The organism is Kosakonia sp. CFBP8986 (assembly GCF_034044935.1).
Classification (GTDB): Bacteria; Pseudomonadota; Gammaproteobacteria; order Enterobacterales; family Enterobacteriaceae; genus Kosakonia; species Kosakonia cowanii.
Map to the genome: position 1 here is coordinate 115,739 of NZ_JAXCXB010000003.1, position 20,068 is coordinate 135,806.

16 protein-coding genes and 1 pseudogene are annotated in these 20,068 nt (G+C 58.5%); 5 read left to right on the plus strand and 12 right to left on the minus strand.

The genetic code is table 11. The annotated features are described in order from the left end of the window. Positions 1 to 73: 73 nt before the first annotated feature. From SOM48_RS07290 to SOM48_RS07315, 6 genes are read right to left on the minus strand one after another with little or no spacing between them, the layout of a single operon-like run. A complete protein-coding gene (locus tag SOM48_RS07290; protein WP_139566813.1) occupies positions 74 to 1,072 on the minus strand; it encodes a carbohydrate kinase family protein in 999 nt (332 codons plus the stop codon). Next, positions 1,072 to 1,932: a ketose 1,6-bisphosphate aldolase gene (locus tag SOM48_RS07295; protein WP_054803068.1), complete on the minus strand. Its 861-nt coding sequence runs from the start codon at positions 1,930 to 1,932 to the stop codon at positions 1,072 to 1,074. The genes SOM48_RS07290 and SOM48_RS07295 overlap by 1 nt, the downstream gene beginning before the upstream one ends. An 11-nt stretch (positions 1,933 to 1,943) precedes the next feature. Continuing rightward, positions 1,944 to 2,630, minus strand: coding sequence for a D-lyxose/D-mannose isomerase (locus tag SOM48_RS07300; protein ID WP_023478366.1), 687 nt, complete (start codon positions 2,628 to 2,630; stop codon positions 1,944 to 1,946). Between the two features lie 47 nt (positions 2,631 to 2,677). After that, positions 2,678 to 3,619, minus strand: coding sequence for an ABC transporter substrate-binding protein (locus SOM48_RS07305; protein ID WP_042712719.1), 942 nt, complete (start codon positions 3,617 to 3,619; stop codon positions 2,678 to 2,680). Between the two features lie 40 nt (positions 3,620 to 3,659). Beyond that, positions 3,660 to 4,661: an ABC transporter permease subunit gene (locus tag SOM48_RS07310; protein ID WP_180344267.1), complete on the minus strand. Its 1,002-nt coding sequence runs from the start codon at positions 4,659 to 4,661 to the stop codon at positions 3,660 to 3,662. 1 nt (position 4,662) lies between these two features. Then, complete coding sequence (locus tag SOM48_RS07315; RefSeq protein ID WP_320511704.1) at positions 4,663 to 6,186, minus strand: sugar ABC transporter ATP-binding protein; 1,524 nt, start codon at positions 6,184 to 6,186, stop codon at positions 4,663 to 4,665. Between the two features lie 125 nt (positions 6,187 to 6,311). Here SOM48_RS07315 and SOM48_RS07320 point away from each other — a divergent pair, with 125 nt between their 5' ends. Together SOM48_RS07320 and SOM48_RS07325 are read left to right on the plus strand one after the other, a co-directional pair. Next, complete coding sequence (locus tag SOM48_RS07320) at positions 6,312 to 8,876, plus strand: ATP-binding protein (protein ID WP_320511705.1); 2,565 nt, start codon at positions 6,312 to 6,314, stop codon at positions 8,874 to 8,876. Positions 8,877 to 9,065: 189 nt separating this feature from the next. Then, positions 9,066 to 10,538 (plus strand): bifunctional metallophosphatase/5'-nucleotidase, encoded by a 1,473-nt coding sequence (locus tag SOM48_RS07325; protein WP_312480135.1) that lies wholly within the window; start codon positions 9,066 to 9,068, stop codon positions 10,536 to 10,538. A 10-nt stretch (positions 10,539 to 10,548) separates the two neighbouring features. Here the strand turns inward: SOM48_RS07325 and SOM48_RS07330 are convergent, their stop codons facing one another. The 5 genes and pseudogenes from SOM48_RS07330 to SOM48_RS07345 form a co-directional block, all read right to left on the minus strand. Next, positions 10,549 to 10,884 carry a low molecular weight protein tyrosine phosphatase family protein gene (locus SOM48_RS07330; protein WP_023478546.1) on the minus strand — a complete coding sequence of 112 codons (336 nt, stop codon included), beginning with the start codon at positions 10,882 to 10,884 and terminating at the stop codon, positions 10,549 to 10,551. A 197-nt stretch (positions 10,885 to 11,081) separates the two neighbouring features. Further along, positions 11,082 to 11,192: pseudogene (gene phnP / locus SOM48_RS22665) on the minus strand (phosphonate metabolism protein PhnP); the annotation flags it as partial. A gap of 40 nt (positions 11,193 to 11,232) precedes the next feature. Further along, a complete protein-coding gene (gene phnH / locus SOM48_RS07335) occupies positions 11,233 to 11,817 on the minus strand; it encodes a phosphonate C-P lyase system protein PhnH (RefSeq protein ID WP_320511706.1) in 585 nt (194 codons plus the stop codon). A 71-nt stretch (positions 11,818 to 11,888) separates the two neighbouring features. After that, on the minus strand, positions 11,889 to 12,614 hold the full coding sequence (gene phnF, locus SOM48_RS07340; protein ID WP_320511845.1) for a phosphonate metabolism transcriptional regulator PhnF: 726 nt from the start codon (positions 12,612 to 12,614) through the stop codon (positions 11,889 to 11,891). A 164-nt stretch (positions 12,615 to 12,778) separates the two neighbouring features. Then, positions 12,779 to 13,114 (minus strand): zinc ribbon domain-containing protein YjdM, encoded by a 336-nt coding sequence (locus SOM48_RS07345; RefSeq protein WP_023478448.1) that lies wholly within the window; start codon positions 13,112 to 13,114, stop codon positions 12,779 to 12,781. Between the two features lie 608 nt (positions 13,115 to 13,722). Between SOM48_RS07345 and crfC the strand changes: the two genes are divergently transcribed. Beyond that, positions 13,723 to 16,077: a clamp-binding protein CrfC gene (gene crfC / locus SOM48_RS07350; RefSeq protein WP_320511707.1), complete on the plus strand. Its 2,355-nt coding sequence runs from the start codon at positions 13,723 to 13,725 to the stop codon at positions 16,075 to 16,077. Next, positions 16,074 to 16,955: a diguanylate cyclase regulator RdcB family protein gene (locus tag SOM48_RS07355; RefSeq protein ID WP_139566807.1), complete on the plus strand. Its 882-nt coding sequence runs from the start codon at positions 16,074 to 16,076 to the stop codon at positions 16,953 to 16,955. The genes crfC and SOM48_RS07355 overlap by 4 nt, the downstream gene beginning before the upstream one ends. On the opposite strand, the gene kdgT is transcribed toward SOM48_RS07355, so the two are convergent. Continuing rightward, complete coding sequence (kdgT, locus tag SOM48_RS07360) at positions 16,952 to 17,947, minus strand: 2-keto-3-deoxygluconate transporter (RefSeq protein WP_279793811.1); 996 nt, start codon at positions 17,945 to 17,947, stop codon at positions 16,952 to 16,954. The two genes, SOM48_RS07355 and kdgT, sit on opposite strands and share 4 nt — an antisense overlap. Positions 17,948 to 18,550: 603 nt before the next feature. Between kdgT and proP the strand changes: the two genes are divergently transcribed. Beyond that, the gene (gene proP, locus SOM48_RS07365; RefSeq protein ID WP_076769024.1) at positions 18,551 to 20,053 is read left to right on the plus strand and encodes a glycine betaine/L-proline transporter ProP; all 1,503 of its coding nucleotides are present in this window, start codon (positions 18,551 to 18,553) and stop codon (positions 20,051 to 20,053) included. The last annotated feature ends 15 nt before the right edge of the window (positions 20,054 to 20,068 follow it).

Here is a 20,068-nt window from a genome sequence, read left to right on the forward strand (position 1 = left end):
GATGTGGCTGAAACGGCGTGTGCCGGATGGCGCTAACGCTTATCCGGCATACAACTTCCCGACCGACGAACGTCTAAACTGCGATATCAAGCTGTAACTCTTCGAGGGTTTTTGCGCCGTCAATCGCGTTGGCGGACAACAAGCTGGCGCGGGCGCAGGCATGGGCTAACTGAATGCTGTGCGCTAACGGCCACGCTTCATGGCAACCGTATAAAAATCCGGCGCAAAAGGCATCGCCTGCTCCGACGCTGCCGACAATCTCCGCCTGGCTTAACATCCGCGACGGGATCCACGCTCCGGCTTCATCCGGCGCTTCACCCCATGCCCCTTCCGGGCAATGGATCACCACCCGCTGTTTAACCCCTGCCGCCAAAAGCTGCGCCGCCGCGCGGCCAATATTCTCAACGTGTGGCTTATCCTGCGCCGTGCGCATCGGCAGGCCGCTGAACTCGCCCGCTTCCAACTCGTTGATCACCAGATAATCCAGGTGCGGCAGGCAGGGCAGCACCAGCGGTTTATAGCGCGGGTCACCTTTGCGCGACACCAGATCGAGCGAGGTCTCAAACCCCTGCTCGCGCATCTGCGCCAGCAGCCGCGCGCTGCGCGTGCCGTACTCCTCATCAGCTTTATCAAGGCTGTCGAGCAGCAGCAGATAGCCGAGATGGAAAATCTTCATCTCGCCGTTAAGCGTCTCAAACGCGTCGATATCCAGCAGCCGGTTGGCACCGGGCGAGTGAAAAAAGGTGCGCTGGCCGGAGGGATCGGTCATCACCTGCGACATCGAGGTTGGGGCGGAAGGGGTGCGCTGCACATGCTGGCGATTGACATGGTACTGATCGAGCATCGCCATAATGTAGTCGCCGTCGCCATCTTCACCCACCAGCCCGACCGCCTGCAACGGCAGGCCAACGTGCATTTTCGCCAGCGTCAGCAGCACATTAAGCGGCGCGCCGCCCGTCGAGCGCTCGCTCTGAACGATCTCCGCCAGCCAGCCGCGCTCCGGCCACTGGGCAATATGGTGGACGTGATCCACCAGCATATTGCCGGCGGCAATAACCCCGTGGCGGGCCATCAGCACTGCCCCGCGCTGCCGAAGATGCGCATCTGCCCGGCCACCGTATCGGCAATCGCCTCTTCAACACTGAGCAGTAGCTGGGCGAACTCATCATACAGCGGCTGGCGATCCGCCATGCGCTGCTCAATGGCGCCAAGCGCCGCCTGCGACATGCCGGTGTAGAAGTTGATTTTATGAATGCCAAGCGAAATGGCGCGACGAAAATCTTCATCGCTGATGCCCGAACCGCCGTGCAGCACCAGCGGCAGGCCGGTCTGCTGGCGAATGGCGTCAAGGCGGGCGAAATCGAGCTTCGGTTCACCCTTATATTTGCCGTGCGCATTACCGATGGCGACCGCCAGCGTGTCGATGCCGGTGCGATCGACAAACTCCCGCGCCAGCGCCGGATCGGTAAAGCAGGCTTCATCGGCGTGGCCATACAGCGCGCCGCCCTCATCACCGCCAACCGCGCCTAATTCCGCCTCCACCGAGACGCCCACGGCGTGACACATCTTCACTACTTCCCGCGTCTGGCGAATATTCTCTTCATACTCCAGCGCGGAGCCGTCGAACATCACCGAACTGAAACCGAGGCGCAGGGCGCGCACCACCGACTCAAAATGCAGCCCGTGATCGAGGTTCAGCACCACCGGAATATCGCTGCGCGCGGCTTCAAACTTCACCGCCTCAACCAGCGACTCCAGCGAGACATACTTAAAGTGCACTTCGGCAATATTGATAATAAACGGCGAGCGCTCACGCTTTGCGGCGGCGAACAGCGCGCGCAGAAAGTGGGAGTCGAGCACGTTAAATGCGCCCAGGGCATACTGGTGCTCGCGCGCATGCGCCAGCCCTGCGGCGAGAGAGATCATGGGCATAACCGCCTCCTTTACCCTAAAAAGAGTGAGTACTCATTACAGAGCACCAGATGTGCCGGTTCATCCTCCAGCACGTCGCTAAAGCGGTTCGCCGGGTTGAGGAAGTGGTTGTCGTGCTGGTCATCGTTAACCGATGAAACCTCGCCGACCAGCACATCGCCAAACCCCGGCTCGCCCCAAAAGCTATGATAAAGCCCCGGTGTGACACAAATGCTTTCCCCTGGTGAGAGGCGCAGCTGGCTGCCCGCCGCGTGCGTGTGTCGGCAGCCATCGATGACCACGGTAACGTCGCTGCTGTCAGTCTGGTGCTGCGCATCCGCGTTCCACAGTTCAATAATTAAGTTTCCGCCGCCGCGATTAATGATGTCCTCGCGCTTGCGCCAGTGCAGATGCATTGGCGTTAGCTGCCCGTCGCGCACATGCATGATCTTCTCTGCATAGCACTTAGCAAAAGGCGCGCCGTCCGGCGAGCCGTTGCGCAGGGTAAAGAGCGTCAGCCCCTCGGCGTAAAAGTTGTCGCCGCCAAAGGCGGTGACATCCCACCCCAGCTTTAGCTCGAACACTTCACGCCACGCCTCATGATCCAGCTCGCGCCACTGGGTCGGCGCAAAGCTGGCAAAAGGCGGCAGATGAACGTCGTGCTTCGAGAAAAACTGCCGCGTGTGGCCGAGAATGTCATTAATGGCAGAGCGTTTCATCGTCTCTCCGTATCGCGCTTTCCCTCCCGCGCGGGGAGGGAGAGGGCTTATTTCACCGTCCAGCCTTTGTAGTTGGCAACGCTCTGCTTATCGATCAGCGTCACCGGGATCAGCACCGGCTCTTTCGGCGCGGGCTTGCCTTGCAGAATGTCGTAACCAATCTCTACCGCGCGCGCCGCCATCACCTGCGGGTCTTGCGCCGGGGTGGCGACAAACAGCGAGTTCTTACGCTTCAGCGCCTCTTCACCATCCGGGCTGCCGTCGACGCCAACGATAAAGAACTCGTTACGTTGTGCCTGTTTGGCTGCCAGATCGGCACCGATCGCTGTCGGATCGTTAATCGCGAACACGCCATCGATTTTCGGGTTCGCCGCCAGCAGGGAGGTCATCACTTCCAGCCCGCCTTCACGGCTGCCTTTGGCGTTCTGGTTATCAGAGAGCACCTTGATATCCGGGTGACGTTTAAACTCTTTCTGGCACCCTTCGACACGGTTCTGTACCGCAGAAACCGGCGGCCCGTTGATGATCACCACATTGCCTTTGCCCTTCAGGCGATCGGTGATGTATTTACAGGCCATTTCACCCGCCTGGGTGTTATCGGAGGTAATTGTCGCGTCGGCACCTTCTGCCGCCACGTCCACCGCCACTACCACAATCCCGGCCTCTTTCGCCCGCTTAACCGCCGGGCCGATGCCTTTTGAATCCGCGGCGTTGAGGATGATCATGTCGACCTTCGCCGCGATAAAGTTATCAATCTGGCCAACCTGCTGACCGAGGTCGTAGCCGCTGGAGACCAGCGTCACTTTGACCTTATCGCCCGCCAGCTTGCGCGCTTCCAGCTCCGCGCCTTTGGTGATCTGCACAAAGAAGGGGTTGGCGAGATCGCCTACCGTAACGCCGATAGATTTCAGTTCTTTCGCCTGAACGAACGGCGTCGCGGCGAGCAGGGCCGTGGCGCAGAGCGCGGTGACAAGAGGTTTAAGACGCATGCTGTAATCCTCACTTATGTTACTGTTTTGTAGGGTTTTATTATGCTGCCTGATGGTGTCGGGTACGGTATTTGTCAATCAGCACCGCTATGATGATCACCGCCCCTTTGATCACCAGTTGCCAGAAGTAGGAGACGCCCATTAGCGTCATGCCGTTGTTAAGGGTGGCGATGATTAACGCGCCGACCAGCGTGCCGGTGATGGTGCCGATGCCGCCGACAAAACTGGTGCCGCCGAGAATGACCGCCGCAATCGCATCCAGCTCGTAGCCCATGCCGAGGTTGCCGTTGGCGCTGTAAAGGCGCGAGGCGCTCATCACCCCGCCAAGGCCGGAGAGCAGCCCGCTAATGCCGTAGACGAAGAGTAAAACCAGCCACACTTTGATGCCGGTAAGGCGCGCTGCCTGCATGTTGCCGCCGACCGCGTAGATATGAACGCCAAGGGTGGTGCGGCGCAGAATAAACCAGCACACCGCAATCACCGCCAGCGCGATCACCACCAGCCACGGCACCGGGCCGAGGTAGTTATTGCCGATCCACTCAAAGCTGATATCGGAGTTGATAACGGTAGTGCCATCCGCCAGCAGATAGGCCGCGCCGCGCAGCGCCGTATAGGTGCCGAGCGTGACAATAAAGGGGGGTAGCCCGGCAAAGGCGACCAGCGCGCCGTTAAACAGGCCGAGCAGCAGGCCGAGCATCAGCGCAGCGGGCACCGAGAGCATCGACAGCTCTGGCATCAGCGACACCACCATTGCCGCCACCGCCGTGGTGCCGAGGATCGAACCAACCGAAAGGTCAATCCCGCCGGTGAGAATGATGAAGGTCATGCCTGCCGCCAGCACGATGTTGATTGACGCCTGGCGGGTAATGTTGAGCAGGTTGCTCTCGGTAAAGAAGTTCGGCGCGATAAAGCCAAAAACCGCGACGATCAGGATGAGAATCGGCAGGATACCGACGGTTTGCATCAGATCGCCCATCAGCACTTTTTTGGCGGAGGCAGATTTGGCCTCCTGCTGCGGCGTGGTGGCCGGGTGTGGTTTCATTTCAGTCATGGTGTACCGCCTGGTGATGGGTGTCGTTAACGCCGGTCGCCAGCGTCATAATCTCTTCCTGGGTGATAGCCTCGCCCTGCAACTCGCCAGCGATAGTGCCTTCGCGCATCACATAGACGCGGTCGCTCATGCCGACCACCTCCGGCAGTTCGCTGGAGATCATCAGAATCGCCACCCCTTCGCGCGCCATCTGGTTCATGATCCGGTAGATCTCGCTCTTCGCACCGACATCAACACCGCGCGTTGGCTCATCAAGGATCAGGATGCGTGGGCCAATCGCCACCCAGCGCGAGATAAGCAGTTTTTGCTGGTTGCCGCCGGACAAACCGCCCGCCCGTACCTGCGCGTGCGGCACGCGAATATTGAGTAATTTGATGGCGTCATCGGAGAGGGTTTGCGCCTTTTTGCGGTTCAGCATGCCCCATGACGCATCGCGCTCCAGCGTCGCCATGGTGATGTTCTCCTGCGCCGCCAGTTCAAGGAACAGCCCCTGCTCTTTGCGGTTCTCGGTCAAAAAGCCGATGCCGAGATCGATCGCCGCACGCGGGGAGTGGATCACCACCGGTTCGCCATCGATCTCAATCATGCCGCCGGTCGCTTTGCGCACGCCGAAAATCAGCTGCGCCAGTTCGGATCGCCCGGCACCGACCAGCCCGGCAAGGCCGACAATTTCACCGGCGCGCACCTGCAGGCTGACCGGCTGGATCTTGCCGCCATCGGTGAGATGGTGAACGGTAAGGCGCGGTTTGCCGGGGGTGATATCGCGCGCTTTATTAAATAGATCGCTGAGTGGTCGCCCGACCATCATGCGCACCAGTTCGGCGGCATTCAGGCTATCGCGCGTCAGGCTGCCCACATACTGGCCGTCGCGCAGCACGCTGACGCGATCCGAAAGCTCATACACTTCCGCCATGCGGTGGCTGATATAGATAATCGCCATCCCCTCATCGCGCAGGCGCATGATCAGTTCAAACAGGCGGTGAGTTTCACGGGAGGAGAGGGCGGCGGTGGGTTCATCCATCACCATAATACGACTGTTGCGGTGCAGCGCGCGGGCGATCTCCACCTGCTGCTGTTCGGCGATGGTCAGCTTCATCACCCGGTCGGTGGCGCTGAAATTGGCACCGAGACGGTCAATCACCGCCTGCGCCTGCGCCGCCATGGTTTTGCGCTGCACCAGCCCGCCGCGTGCGATTTCGCTGCCGAGAAAAATGTTCTCCGCCACCGTTAAGTTGGGCGCAAGCTGCATCTCCTGATAGATCAGGGTGATACCGGCGGCAAGGGCGTCTTTTGGCCCGCGAATGGTGTGAGGCGTGCCGTCGATCAGGATCTCGCCGCTGGTGGCGCTGTAGGCCCCGGCGAGGATTTTCATCAACGTGCTTTTGCCGGCACCGTTCTCTCCCATTAAGGCATGGATCTCGCCGGGCCAGACCGTCAGGTCCACCCCTTTGAGGGCGTAAAACTTGCCGAACACTTTGGCAATATTACGCATCTCCAGCACGGGCACATTAGGCATGACGAAGCTCCTGCGAGTGACGATTTACGCACTTCATCACACGTTGGTAAATGGAGAATGTCAGAAGCTGTTCATATTTGTCATAGTGGCGCCACGCCACTGTTGTGACCTCTTCCGGAGCCGCTATGCCCTATCGCGCCAACCCTTTTTTCACCAGCGCCCGCGGGCGACTGCTCTTTTTCAATGTGCTGGTGGTGGCGGTGACGTTAATGGTCTGCGCCGTGGCGGTGCTCGGCTTTCGCCATGCCAGCCAGTTGCAGGAGCAGGTGCAGCAGCAGACGCTGGATGATATGACCGCCAGCATGAACCTCGCGCGTGATACCGCCAGCGTCGCCACTGCTGCGGTGCGGCTTTCGCAGGTGGTTGGCGCGCAGGAATATAAAGGGGAGGCGGAGCGGTTGAAAGCGACGCAAAGCGCCTTGCAACGCTCGCTCACACAGCTGGCAAACGCGCCGCTGGCGCGGCTCGAACCGCAGCTGGTGGCGCAGATCACCCGCCGCAGCCAGGCGTTACAGCAGAGCGTCACGGAGATGCTGCAACGCGGGCAGCGCCGCCACCTTGAGCGCAACGCGCTGCTCAGCTCCCTCTACCAGAATCAGAGTTATTTACGCCATTTGCAGACCATCGCCGCGCGCGACGGGCTGAACACCCCCGACCCGCGCCTGCTCAGTGAGATGGACAGATTGCTTCTCGCTGCCATTCAGACGCCATCACCGCGCGCCACGCTGGCGCAGCTGGCAGAGATTGTCGGCCAGCTCCCAACGCGGGCGGGCGATCCGCTGCTCGATTTTATCCTGCCCGATTTTCAGGCCGAGCTTAACAAGCTGATGCCGCTCGCGGGCCAGCTGGAGGAGAGCGATCTGGCGATCACCTGGTCGATGTTTCATATCAAAGCGCTGGGCGCGCTGCTTAATAACGATATCAACCAGTATGTGGCGGAAGTGGCGCAGGCCTCCGAACAGCGCACCGCCCAGAGCCACCAGGAGATGCGCTCCATCAGCATCTTTATCAGCCTGTTCGCGCTACTGGCACTGGCGATCACCGCCTGCGCCGGTTGGTATATCTACCGCAATCTGGGATCGAACCTGACCGCCATTTCACGCGCCATGTCGCGGCTGGCGCGCGGGGAATCCAATGTTTCGGTGCCTGCGCTGCAACGGCGCGACGAATTAGGCGAACTGGCGCGCGCCTTTAACGTCTTTGCCCGCAACACCGCTTCGCTGGAGCACACCTCCACGCTTTTGAAAGAGAAAAGCACGCAGTTGGAGACCACCTTTCATGCCATGCGCGACGGCTTTGCGCTGTTTGATAACCGGGGCTGCCTGGTAGTGTGGAACCCGCAATACCCGCTGCTGTTGGGCCTCGGCGAGGAGCCGCTGCGGCGCGGTCAGCACTACCACAGCCTGCTGCGCCAGGTGAGCGATCTTCCCGGCCATGTGCAGGAGAATCTGGCGCGCCCGCTGCCGTTAACCCAGGAGCTGCGGCTGGCGGATAACCGCACCATTGAGTTGCGCTTCAGCCCGGTGCCGGGGCGCGGCATGGTTAACGTGGTGCTGGATCGTACCGAGCGCAAAGGGCTGGAGGAGGCGCTGCTGCATAGCCAGAAGATGAAAGCGGTCGGCCAGCTTACCGGCGGGCTGGCGCACGATTTTAATAACCTGCTGGCGGTGATTATTGGCAGCCTGGAGCTGACTTCAACCGACTCGCCGGACGCAGCGCGCATCTCACGCGCGTTGAAAGCCGCCGAGCGCGGGGCGCTGCTCACCCAGCGGCTGCTGGCCTTCTCACGCAAGCAGTCGCTCCACCCGCACGCGGTAGAGATGCAGGCGCTGCTGGAGAATCTCGAGGAGCTGCTGCGCCACTCGCTCCCCTCAACGCTGACCCTTGAGATTGAAGCGCAGCACGCCGCCTGGCCAGCGTGGATTGACGTCGGGCAACTGGAGAACGCCATCATCAACCTGGTGATGAACGCCCGCGATGCGATGGAGGGGCAAACGGGCGTGATCAAAGTGCGCACCTGGAACCAGCGCGTCACCCGCACCGACGGACGCAGGCAGGATATGGTGGCGCTGGAGGTGATCGACAGCGGCTGCGGCATGTCGCAGGAGGTCAAAGCGCGGGTGTTTGAACCCTTCTTCACCACCAAACAGACCGGCAGCGGCAGCGGGCTGGGCTTATCAATGGTTTACGGCTTTGTGCGCCAGTCCGGCGGGCGCGTGGAGATCGAAAGCGCCCCAGGGCAGGGCACCACGGTGCGTTTACAACTGCCGCGCGCAACTCTCCCGGCGGTGAGCAGCGTTGAACCGGCCAGCGATGCGCGCCATGTGCGCAGCGATACGCTGATTCTGGTGCTGGAGGATGAAGCCGACGTGCGCCAGACCCTGTGCGAGCAGCTTCACGAGCTGGGCTACCTGACGCTGGAGGCGGAAAACGGCGATGCGGCGCTACAGATGCTTGCGGCTTCCACCGAGATTGGCGCACTGATCAGCGACTTAATGCTGCCGGGGCGCTTAAGCGGTGCGGAGGTGATCGCCGCCGCTCGCCAGCACGCGCCAAACTTGCCGATGCTGCTGATCAGCGGCCAGGATCTGCGCCCTGCCCACAACCCGGCGCTGCCGGAGGTCGAACTGTTACGCAAGCCCTTCACCCGCGCGCAGCTGGCGCAGGCGCTGCAACGCATTGCGGTGTGAGGTGACGGCGCTCACAGGGTGATAAAAAGCTGGCTTGCCGGGACGCCTGTCGCCCGCTAGATTATCCGCCGTAAGGATAGTGACTCCCTCACGGCTAAACCTGAAACCCACGCACTGGTGATTAACCTCTGCGCTGCGTTTCAGGTTTTTTTGTTTTTGTCGGTCATAAAAAAGGAAAAGGACGTAACAATGAAAAAAGGGGTAATCGCGTTTCTGCTGCTGATGAGTATCAGCGCACCGCAGGCGCAAGAGGCAAAAGTGACGCTTATTCACACCGGGGATACGCACGGGCGCGGGATGAGCGAATCGGGTATCGGCTACGGCAAAATGAGCGCCTATGTGAAAAATCTGCGCGAACAAGACGCCAACGTGCTGTTTGTGGACGTTGGCGATGCGGTAAGCGGCATGCCGGTGACCGATCTGACGCAGGGGGAAAGCAACGTGCGCGCCATGAATACCATGGGTTACGACGCTTTTACGCCCGGCAATGCGGACTTTATTTTCGGCGGCCCGGAACTGCTCTCGCTGCGGGATAAAGCCCGCTTCCCGTTTGTCTCTGCCAATATTTACCATCATGACAAGCTCGCCTTTCGCCCCTATGTGATGAAAAAGGTGGCGGGGCTCAATATCGCCATTATCGGCGTGTCGCCGCTCAATGCGATGGTGGCAACCACCGACAGCAAACTGGCCGGATTTTCCGTTAGCGATCCGATTCAGGCGGTGCGCAACACGGTAGCGCAGGTGAAGAGGAAGAGCGATCTGATCATTGTGCTGGCGCATCTCGGGAAAACCGACCCGGCGGTGAATATCACGAAGCTGGTGGAAGCGGTGCCGGAGATCGATGTGCTGGTGGATGGTCACGACCATATTGCCGTGCAGGCCGGCAAGCAGATGGGCAGAACGGTGATGGTTAACGCCGGGCAGTATGGCGACTATCTCGGTCATCTCACCTTAAGCATTAAAGATAAAAAGATCGTTGCGTGGAGTGAAAAGCTGCTGGATGTGGCGAGCTTAACGGCGCTGAAAGCGGATAGCGAAACCGAATCCTGTATCGAGCAAGCGCGGGCTGCGAGCGCGGAGGTGCTTAATAACGTGGTGATGGCGCTCCCCTTTACCCTCAACGGCCAGCGTGAGCGGGTGCGCTCCGGACAGACCAACCTCGGCAGCCTGCTGGCAGATGCCGAGCGGGAGTATGCCAACGCCGATATCGCCTTTACCGTCGGCGCATTTCTGCGCGACAGCATTCCGGCCGGGCCCGTGACCTATGGCGACGTGCTGAATGCGCTGCCATTTCGCCTGCCGCTGGTGACGCGGGAGATGAGCGGCGAACAGATCAAAGCGTTCATTGAGCACAACTATGCGCAGCAGAACATTATTTCCGGGGCCTATGCCCACGTCAGCGGCCTGCGTTTCAGCGTCGATTTCACCCGGCCCGCCGGGGATCGCATGACCTCGATTGAGGTCAACGGTCAGCCGCTGGCGCGGGATAAAATCTATCGCGTGGCGTGTAATGAGCAGGTGAGCGATTTTGGCATTCGCGACATCGCCATCCGCGATCGTTACGATGTGCCGATGGCGGAGTTGCTGACGGAGTATGTGAATAAGCACGCGCCGCTCATCTCACCCGCGCCGCGTGTGCAGTTTCTCCACCCGGCGGGGTAATTTTTAGCGCTTAGGCAGGGACGCGCAGCCCTAGCCGTTCGGGAACAATATCTTCCAGCATGGCGACCAGCTGCGGGTCCATAAAGGCGTAGTGATTCGGGATATTGAGCACATGCAGCGGTTTATGCTGCACCAGACGGGTATAGTCGGTCAGCAGGCGCTCTTTGTGCTCCTCTTCCATGACGCAGATAACATCTGCCCAGGAGAGAATAGCGGGTGAAACGGTTTTTTTTGCCTGGCGTTGCATACCGGCGGAGCGGGCATTGAGCCCAGGATAGCGGCGAAACAGCTGCTCAGCGGTGGGGCTGCGCCATTGGTTCCGGCTACAAATAAAAAGCACATTCATGCAAGTCGATACTCATCAAGCCGCGCTGAGCGCACTACGTCGTGTCATACGCGGGTATTAAGACCCGGTTGCGTTATTTTCTGGCAACCCTCTGGTGCGAGTCTGTCCGCTTCATCCTACAAACGACCACATACTGGCTGCTTTCCGCCCCGATCGCGCCGGGCGTTGCGGGACGCAATATAGCCACAATGGTCAGTCTAATCCAGCACAATCCGCGCGCCATCATAACCCGCTTCAGGCCCCGTCGGCAGCGGGTTTTTCATCATCCCTTGATCAGGGGCATATCTGATATGCGTTAGGATAAGTCGCGCAGCGTCTCACACCAGGTTTAAGGCCATTCTTACCCCATCAACACACTTCCACCATGATGGTTCGCGGGATTGCCAACATGCGTTCGCCGCAGGTGAGGATCACATCGATTCCGCTCGGAAACGAGTGCGGGCGGTCGGTTAATTCATCGGTGATGCACTCCGGCAGCAGCGGGGCGATCATTCGCTCCTCCTGAATGCCGGGGCCGGTGAGGCGCAGCATCCGCCCGCCGCTGAGCGCGGGCAGTTGTAAAATCAGCGTCGCGCTGCTCTCTGCGTTTAACGGTTGGCCCACGGGCAGGGCACTGAGCTGTTGATGGTTAAGGGTGCTGTCGGCAATGGCAAAGAGCGCCTGCTGCGGCGTATCCAGCAGTGGCGCCTGGGTGTGAAGGCGCAGGTTCTGGCGCAGCAGATCGTTATCCAGCGCGTTTGCGATCCACAATGGCGTGTCGCTGTTTGCCAGTGTCAACAGAACGCTGGTGGTGGCCGCGTTGAGCGGCGGCCAGCTATGTTTCAGCTGCGGCAGGGCGACAATTACCCCCGGCTCGCTCATTGCTTTTAACAGGCGACGAAAGGCGTGCTGAGCGTCGTGAACCGCCGACGCGAAGGCGGGTTGTAGTGTCATGCATTCTCTCCGCGCACCGGAACAGAGGCCTCGACCCGGCCGGTGTGGCGCGTAGGGGTATCAACCTGCATTCAGTGCTCCATAGTAAATTCGATCATGTCGGCGCGATTCAGGCTGACGGAGTACTCCGTTGCGTTGATCTCACCGTCACGGTGGTTAAGGGTGCGCACACAGAGCAGCGGCGCCATAGTGGGGATCTCCAGCCAGCGGCTCTCTTTCACCTGCGCACGGCGTGCGCTGATGCGCGTTTGCGTGCGCTTCAGCTCAAGACCGGCGCGATCGCGCAGAAAGTCATGCAGCGACCCGCTGTCAAACTCTTGCAGTAGCGGCCAGAGCTGGCGGTCGGCAAAGTAGTGATCGATAAGACAAAGCGCGACACCGTTCACCCGGCGGCGGGTGCGCAGATGAATGACGTTATCGCCTTCGGTAATGCCGAGCGCATCGACGACATGGCCGGAGGCCGGGCGCAATACCGCCAGCAGACGTTCGCTGGTGGGATGGCTCCCCTGATCGAGCAGGTTCTGGCTAAAACGCGCCTGCGCATTGAGCGGGTAGTCGAATGGGCGCATCAACACCAACACGCCAACGCCCTGGCGGCGCTGCACCCAGCCCTTTTCGACCAGTTGATCGATGGCGCGGCGCAGAGTGTGGCGGTTGACCTGAAAGCGCGCGGCCAGCTGCTGTTCGGCGGGCAGCCAGTCACCACAGTGATAGTGGGTACGCAGCTCCTGCTCCAGTTTGGCGGCGATCTCCTGGTAACGTGTTGGGAAGCTGGTCGGATGTCTGGATAAGTGGATAGTCATCATTCCCCCGCAGACTCAGTTAATGTGCCTCCAGAGTGCCGGGGGAATGTTGCAATTGGGTTATGTATTGATTGCGCCAGGATGAAAAAAGAAAAAGGAGCCGCGATCGGCTCCCTGTTTCGGTGGTGCGCCCGGCGGTAAACACCGCCAGCGAATCATCAATTCTTTTTAACGAATTCTGATTTCAGTTTCATTGGCCCGAAGCCATCGATTTTACAATCGATATTATGGTCGCCTTCCACCAGGCGAATATTCTTCACTTTGGTGCCGATCTTCAACATTGAAGAACTGCCTTTTACTTTCAAGTCTTTAATTACGGTCACGCTATCGCCGTCGGCTAACAGATTACCATTTGCGTCTTTGACGATTAATTCATCGCTCACCGACGCGGGTTCGGCATCGTTCCACTCGTGGGCGCATTCCGGGCAAACGAACATGCCATTATCTTCATAGGTGTATTCGGAATTACATTTTGGGCAGTGGGGAAGTTGCATAGGGGTTACCTCAAACAAGAGCAGAGAGAGCCGGATGTTTACCGGCACAAAAGGCGCAGTGCCTGAAAGCGCGCGATTATACAGCAAAACCGTACAATTGCCGTTGTTATTATTTCTTTAATCCCGGAGATAAAAAAACAACCCCCGCGACACCACCTGTCATTCGCTTAAGCGATGCTTATCTCATCACATCATTGAGAATGTACTTATGTGTGATAATTAGAATATTTGCCGGTTGAAATTGCCAGCATTTACTAATTCAGATATGGTGACAGTTAGCAACCGGTGTTATTTGTAACCAGGCTGTCACACCTGTTAAATGCGCCATTCCCGGCGAATAATTACCTCTCAGATCGGGTGGGTAAATCTATGATGATATATCCTGGCTATTCATAAAAATGCGCTAAGCTCTAACCCTTTGGTTTTTAAAGACCAGAGTACTATTGCTGTCCCTTTTTACGGGAAAGTTTTTATTTTCCCGAATGCCATCAGGTGTTTATCTTTTCGAAGATATTTTCTACACGTAATTATAAAAGCCGAAACTTCACTAATAAAACTCAACGGCTAAATAAAACAAAGAAAATTTGCGTTAAGGAAAGACTTTTGACATGCACACACAAACAATATTTGAATTAAGTCAGGAAGCAGAACGGCTGTTACAACTCTCTTTGCACAACCTGCTGGCTCTAAAAAAAATGCCGGCGGCGGAGCTTGATGAGACAAATATCAGCGGCGCGGCGCAAAATAAAAATGTGTTACCCCTGCACTTCAGCGCCCGCGGCGTTGAGGCGCAAGAGGCGACCTTACAGAACGAACTGCGCAAAATCACCCGGCTGGAGATGGTGCTGGCGATTGTCGGTACCATGAAAGCGGGCAAGTCGACCACCATCAACGCGATTGTCGGGACGGAAGTGTTGCCGAACCGCAACCGCCCGATGACGGCCTTGCCGACGCTGATCCGCCATACGCCCGGCCAGAAAGAGCCCGTGCTCCACTTCTCTCACGTCGGCCCGATTGATGCGCTTGCGCAGCAGTTGCAGACGCGGCTGTTCAATTACGATCGCGACAAGCTGGCGCAGAAGATTGAGATCGATCGCGATATGGATTCGCTGCTGGCGCGCATTGCGCAGGGCGATGCCTTTGATAAGCACTATCTTGGCGCGCAGCCGATCTTCCACTGCCTGAAAAGCCTCAACGATCTTGTACGCCTGTCGAAAGCGCTGGGCGTCGATTTTCCCTTCTCGGCCTACGCGGCGATTGAACATATTCCGGTTATCGAAGTGGAGTTTGTTCACCTGGCGGGGCTGGAGAGCAACCTTGGTCAACTGACCCTGCTCGACACGCCGGGGCCGAACGAAGCCGGGCAGCCCCATTTACAGAAGATGCTCAGCGAGCAGCTGGCGCGCGCCTCGGCGGTGCTGGCGGTGATGGATTATACCCAGCTGAAATCGATCTCTGATGAAGAGGTGCGCCAGGCGCTCTCGGCCGTTGGCCGCTCGGTTCCGCTCTACGCGCTGGTGAATAAGTTCGATCAAAAAGATCGCAACAGCGACGATGAGCACCAGGTTCGCGCGCTTATCTCTGGCACCTTAATGAAAGGCAATATCACACCGACGCAGATCTACCCGGTCTCCTCAATGTGGGGCTATCTGGCGAACCGCGCCCGTCACGAGTTGCAGAAAAAGGGGCGCTTGCCCGATCCAAACGATCAGCCCTGGGTGCAGGACTTTGCCGAAGCGGCGCTTGGTCGGCGCTGGCGCATGGCGGATCTGGATGATACTGAACATATTCGTCACGCCGCCGATCTGCTGTGGCAGGATTCGCTGTTTGAGCTGCCGATCCGCAACTTGCTGCACGCGGCCCATGCCAACGCTTCCCTCTATGCGCTGCGATCCGCCTCGCATAAACTCCTCAACTACACCCAGAGCGCGCGGGAGTATCTCGATTTCCGCTATCAGGGGTTGACCGTCGCCTATGAGCAGCTGGAGCAGAATATCACCCGGCTGGAAGAGGACATGACCCTGCTGCGCACCAGCCAGGCGCGGGTGCGTGATGAGGTCGATCATGAAGTGGAAGAGGCACTCGCGGCGGCAGAGATCTTTATCAACGGCCAGCAGTTTGAAATTGTCGAAGCGATCGACGCCTGGTTCCATGATGGGCAACTGATGGCGATGGCCAGCGAGAGCCAGGCGGATTTACGCCTTGATGAGCGCTTAAGCCCCGGCCAGCTGGTGCTGGAAGATGAAGGCCAGGCGCAGATCGCCCTGAGTAAAATGCGCTCCGCCTGCGAGACGATCCTGCTGGCGGCGCAGGAGCGCATCAGCCGTGAACTGGCGCTGCGTTTTGATGAGCTGGAGAACACGCTGACGCGCTCGCTGAACGATGCCATGCGCCCAATCGAAACGCGCATCAAAGCGGAGCTGAGCCATGCTGGTTTTCGTGCCCGCATCTCTTTTCCCGCGTTTCAGCCGAGCACGCTCAACTTCAATGCCCGCACGCTGTTTAACAATGTCATCGCGCCGGAAGAGAGCAGCGCCGCACAGGCCAGCCGCATTGGCGGCGTGCGCGAAACGGTCTCGCGCTGGCTCAATAACCCCAACTGGGGCTGGGACGACTATGTGGCGACGCGTACCCGGTATGTGATCGACCTCGGCACGTTGCATAAGAAGCTGACCGCCCATGTGGCGCACTTCTGCGAGCAGATCCGCAAAGCGTTAAGCGCGCAGGTTGATGTTTCCGTCACCGCAGGCATGGCGACCTTTTTTGCTGAGTTCTCCCAGAGTCTTTCCGGGCTGCAGGAGAGCCTGCGCGAGAGCATGGCGATCCGCCAGCAGAACGAATCCTCGGTGAGCGCGCTGCGTCGCCATTTGCTGCACTGTATCAGGACGGCGCACTGGATCCATGAGGATGCGCGGCTGTTACGTGACGATATCCAGACGCTCTTCGCGGCGGAGCAACCATGAAAAATCGACTGCTCGACGGCCCTGGCCGGGTGCTGGAATCTATCCATCCGAAATTTATTGTCGATCTGGTACAGGGCATCGATGCGTCGCGTCAGACGACGATCGCGCCACAGCAGCAGCTTTTTCGTGAGCGGCTGGCGCAGGAGATCATGACCCAGACGCAGCTGCGCCCGTGGGCGATCTCCGGCAAGCTTGAGGAGAACGACGCTCTGCGGCTCGGGCTGGCAGAGAAGCTGGCGAGCATGCTCGATCCCGGTTATCTGGCGCTGACGCGCATTACGCAGCGGCTGAAGGCGATGCAGCACGCCGAGCGGCGTCCCGGCAGCGTCACGCCCGGCGCGCAGCAGCAGTACGACGTGTTGCTGGAGCACTTTAGCCAGCGCGCGGCATTTAAGGAGAAAGCGCTGACGCAGCGCGGGCTGGCGGTGCAGGCCGGTCATCACAGTGAACAAGTTTTTACCCACTGGCGCGCGGGAAGCTACAACGGCTGGTCGATGGCCGGACGCTGCTACGTCGCGCTGGAGGAGCTGCGCTGGGGGGCGTTTGGCGATGCCTGCCGGCTGGCGAATGAGGATGTGGCGACGATGCTGAAAGATAACCTGCGGGTGATGGCGGCAGAGTTTCTGGCGCAGGGCATTGATGCGTCGCAGGGGACGCGCCACTTCTATCATCAATGGCTGGCCGCGCCATCCACGCCAGGGGTGATGGAGTATAAAGATCTGCTGGGCTGGCTCGGGGACTGGTGTGATGCTGAGCGCCACCCGATTTGCTGGTCGGTGACGCAGAGCTGGCAGCCCGTCGCGTTGGGGATGCCGAGGCTCTGCTCGGCAGCCCGTCTGGCGACGGCGATGGTTGATGAGGTTTTCGACGACCTTTAGTGGCTCGTCGACTCGGTTCGCGTCGCCATCTCTTCCGGCGTCGGCACCTTGCCGAAGCGTCGAGCATAGAGCGCGGTAATAATCGGCACCAGAATGGCGGTGACAATTACGCTCGCGGCGACCAGCGCGGTTGCTGATGCGGCAACCGGTTCAAAGGCCGGGTTAATCTGGGCGATGATCACCGGGTTAGCCACCGCCGCACCCGCTGCGGAAGAGGCCGCCACGCCCGCGGTACCATTCCCGCCGCCAATCAGTCGGTCCGCCATAATCAGCGGAATACCGGTGATGATAATCACCGCCACGCCGAGGAAAATCCCCAGCAGGCCGGTCTCCATAATCACTTTCAGGTTGATGGTGTTACCCAGCGCGAAGCCGAAGAAGGGGATCAGCACCGGTGTCGCTTTGCTGAAGAAGGCGCGCAGATCGTGGTCGAGGTTGCCGAGGGCAAAGCCGATCAGGAACGGCAGCACCGCGCCGACAAAGTGGTGCGGTTCAAACGAGGCGAGGCCAGCGGAGCCGAGGATCACCATGGTCATCAGCGGGCCGGACTCCAGCGACATCAACACAAATGCGCCCGACTCCTCTTTACTGCCGTACTGATTCATCAGGCTGGCATAGAGCCCGCCGTTGGTCATATCCATCGCTGAGACAATTGCCAGCACCGACAGCCCGGCGAAAAAGCCGGTCTGAATGCCGGTATCGGGAATAAAGGAAGCGGCAATCATCGCCACCAGCCAGGCGACGGCAATTTTGGTCAGCACCAGCGTGCCCGATTTGCGCAGCACCGTGCCGGTTGCGCGAAGATCAATCGAGGCGCCAATACAGAAAAACCATACCGCCAGGATCGGCACCGTTCCGCTAATCATGCCTTTCGTGAAGGAGCCAAAATAGGCGCCGGTATCGGGCGCCAGGGTATTAAGAATGGCGCCTAACAGGAGCGGAACTAACATCATCCCGCCAGGAATACGTTCAATGGTGGCCTTAATTTTCATACACGATCCTCACGACTCGTCATTCAGATGAACGAGAAAGCTAAAAAATGAATCATTCGATGTTTCAGAGATTTAAAGCATTCAGAAGCCAGCGCATTGACGATGGGCGGCGGCAGAGCGGCCTGAACAGACTCATCAATACCGATGAGTTAGCCCTTAACGCTGCTATTAGTGGGGCTATCATGAGGCGATTGGAATATCTATTCAATAAGAATGAAACGGTGTTTTAGTTACACCGATCACATAATTCGCGTAAACATTTATCGATGTTTCTTTATTTATTTTCGATGTAAATGGCTTGTAAAAAGGTGGGTCGAAAGCCGATCGCGCTTTTTTGAAATGAGGCAAAAAGTGAGGTAAGAACGGTGGTTGATGATTACCGGTTACAACTATGTGAATTTGATCACATTTATAAACCCTGATAGGGTAATTCGCTCAATCACTGCCCAACAGGCGTCAACAGGTTCGGTTGTACAGGCTTTGAACAGTTAGTGTAAGTAAACCTGCTACGCTTGAAAGAATGGCCGTAAGGCCGATAAAAAACGCCTGCCACGGATGGGTAAACGGGCGATACAGGGCGAGAGTCTTAAGAGGAAAACAGAGATGTTAAAAAGGAAAAAAATCAAACCGATAACGCTACGCGACGTCACGATTATTGACGACGCGAAACTGCGTAAAGCCATCACCGCCGCGTCGTTAGGTAACGCGATGGAGTGGTTCGATTTCGGTGTTTATGGCTTTGTGGCCTACGCACTTGGCAAAGTGTTCTTCCCCGATGCAGATCCCAGCGTGCAGATGATAGCCGCGCTCGGGACCTTCTCCGTTCCATTCCTGATTCGTCCACTTGGCGGCCTCTTCTTCGGCATGCTGGGGGATAAATATGGACGGCAAAAAATCCTCGCGATCACGATAGTGATCATGTCCGTCAGTACCTTTGCTATCGGGCTTATACCTTCGTATGAGTCGATCGGTATCTGGGCACCGATTCTGCTGCTGTTATGTAAGATGGCGCAGGGCTTCTCGGTCGGCGGCGAGTATACCGGCGCGTCGATCTTCGTGGCCGAATACTCCCCGGACCGTAAACGCGGCTTTATGGGCAGCTGGCTGGACTTCGGCTCCATCGCCGGGTTTGTCCTCGGCGCGGGCGTGGTGGTGTTGCTGTCGACGATTGTTGGCGAGCAGAACTTCCTCGACTGGGGCTGGCGTATTCCGTTCTTCCTGGCACTGCCGCTGGGCCTGATTGGCCTCTACCTGCGTCATGCGCTGGAAGAGACTCCGGCGTTCCAGCAGCATGTCGATAAGCTCGAGCAGGGCGACCGCGAAGGGCTGCAGGAAGGGCCGCGCGTCTCCTTTAAAGAGATTGCCAGCAAACACTGGCGCAGCCTGCTGACCTGTATTGGTCTGGTGATCTCCACCAACGTCACCTACTACATGCTGCTGACCTATATGCCGAGCTACCTGTCGCATAACCTGCACTACTCGGAAGATCATGGGGTGTTGATTATCATCGCCATTATGATCGGTATGCTGTTTGTGCAGCCGGTGATGGGTCTGTTGAGTGACCGCTTCGGCCGCCGTCCGTTTGTGCTGATTGGTAGTATCGCGCTGCTGGCGCTGGCCATTCCGGCCTTCAGCATGATCAATAGCGGCGTGATGGGGATGATTTTCGCTGGCCTGCTGCTGCTGGCGGTGATCCTTAACTGCTTCACCGGCGTAATGGCTTCCACATTGCCAGCGATGTTCCCGACGCATATCCGTTATAGCGCGCTCGCCAGCGCCTTTAACATCTCCATTCTGGTTGCCGGTCTGACGCCAACGCTGACCGCCTGGCTGGTGGAGACCTCAAATAATCTGATGATGCCAGCGTACTACCTGATGGTGATCGCGGTGGTTGGCCTGATTACCGGCCTGACGATGAAAGAGACGGCGAACCTGCCGCTGAAAGGGGCAACCCCGGCAGCGTCGGATATGCAGGAAGCGCGTGAAATTCTGCAAGAACATCACGACAACATCGAACAGAAAATCGAAGATCTGGATGAAGAGATTGCCCAGCTGCAGGAGAAACGCTCCCGCCTGGTGCAGCAGCATCCGAAGATTGACGAGTAACTAAATAAAACCCGG